This is a genomic window from Staphylococcus sp. HMSC65H10 (genome assembly GCF_001839185.1).
Classification (GTDB): domain Bacteria; phylum Bacillota; class Bacilli; order Staphylococcales; family Staphylococcaceae; genus Staphylococcus; species Staphylococcus simulans.
In genome coordinates, this window is sequence record NZ_KV840407.1 from 2,183 (window position 1) to 3,879 (window position 1,697).

The following is a 1,697-nucleotide window of genomic DNA, read 5'->3' on the forward strand; positions in this document are numbered from 1 at the left end:
AAGCTTTAGAAGCAAAAGCTAATAAAGATGAGTTGAATAAAGTAATCAATAATGCAGAAGGTTTAACATTAGATCCGACTGACAAAGAAGATAAAGCCGTTCAAGACGCGTTAGCTAAAGCAAAAGAAGTTCAAGCAGACCCTAATGCTTCTCAAGACGCAGTAGATGCAGCGAAAGCAGCTCTAGAAGATGCAATTAATGCTAAAAATGCTCAAGATGCAAAAGAAGCGAAAGAGGCAGCAGATGCTAAACAAGCAGCATTAGACGTATTAAAAGCAGAACTTGAAAAAGCGAAAGCAATCAATAAAGACGATTACACACCAAACAGTGTAAAACCGTTAACTGATGCAGAAACAACAGGCCAAGCAATTGTTGATGCTCCGAAAGATAAGACTGTTGAAGAAATCAAAAAAGCTACACAAGCATTGAAAGATGCACAAGCAGGCTTAGTTGCGAAAGCAGATAAAGCGGAACTTGATAAAGCAATCAATAACGCAGAAGTTTTAACGTTAGATCCAGCAGACAAAGAAGATAAAGCCGTACAAGATGCGTTAGAAAAAGCGAAAGCTGTTCAAGCAAATCCAAATGCAACTCAAGATGAAGTTAATGCAGCGAAAGATGCGTTGAACAAAGCAATTGAAGCGAAAACTGTTCAAGACAAAGCAGACAAAGTTAATGCAGCACTTGACGCATTAAAAGCAGAACTTGAAAAAGCGAAAGCTATCAATAAAGATGACTACACACCAGACAGTGTAAAACCGTTAACTGAAGCTGAAACAGCAGGTCAAGCAATTGTCGATGCACCGACTGGTAAAACAGTAGAAGAAATCGAAGCAGCAACACAAGCATTGAAAGATGCGCAAGCTGGTTTAGTAGCGAAAGCAGATAAAACGGAACTTGAAAAAGCTATTGATAACGCAGAAGGTTTAACGTTAGATCCAACAGATAAAGAAGATAAAGCCGTACAAGATGCGTTAGACAAAGCAAAAGCTGTTCAAGAAAATCCGAATGCAACACAAACAGAAGTTGACGCGGCAAAAGATGCGTTGAACAAAGCAATCGAAGCGAAAACTGCTCAAGATAAAGCAGACGCAGTCAATGCAGCACTTGAAGCGTTGAAAGCAGAGCTTGAAAAAGCCAAAGCAATTAATAAAGACGATTACACACCTAACAGTGTTGAACCATTAGTAGATGCAATGGCAGTTGCACAAGGTATTGTGAACAATCCGGAATCTGTAACTGTTGATCAAATCAAAGAAGCAACACAAGCATTGAAAGATGCACAAGCAGGCTTAGTTGCGAAAGCAGATAAAGCGGAACTTGATAAAGCAATCAATAACGCGGAAGGTTTAACTTTAGATCCAACAGATAAAGAAGACAAAGCAGTTCAAGACGCATTGGATAAAGCAAAAGCTGTTTTAGAAGATCCAAATGCGACACAAGAAGCAGTAGACGCTGCTAAAGACGCGTTGAACAAAGCAGTTGAAGCGAAAACTGCTCAAGACAAAGCTGATGCAGTCAATGCGGCACTTGAAGCGTTGAAAGCAGAGCTTGAAAAAGCAAAAGCTATCAACCAAGCGGACTTTACTCCTAATAGTGTTGAACCATTGGTAGACGCAATGTCAGTCGCACAAGGTATTGTGAATAATCCGGAATCTGTAAATGTTGATCAAATCAAAGAAGCAACACAAGCATTG

At 39.7% G+C, this 1,697-nt stretch carries 1 protein-coding gene; it reads left to right on the forward strand.

Features of this window, described 5'->3' with window-relative positions; all coding sequences use genetic code 11:
- On the forward strand, nucleotides 1-1,697 hold a 1,697-nt coding region (locus tag HMPREF3270_RS14025; protein WP_176746745.1), incomplete at both ends, for an FIVAR domain-containing protein.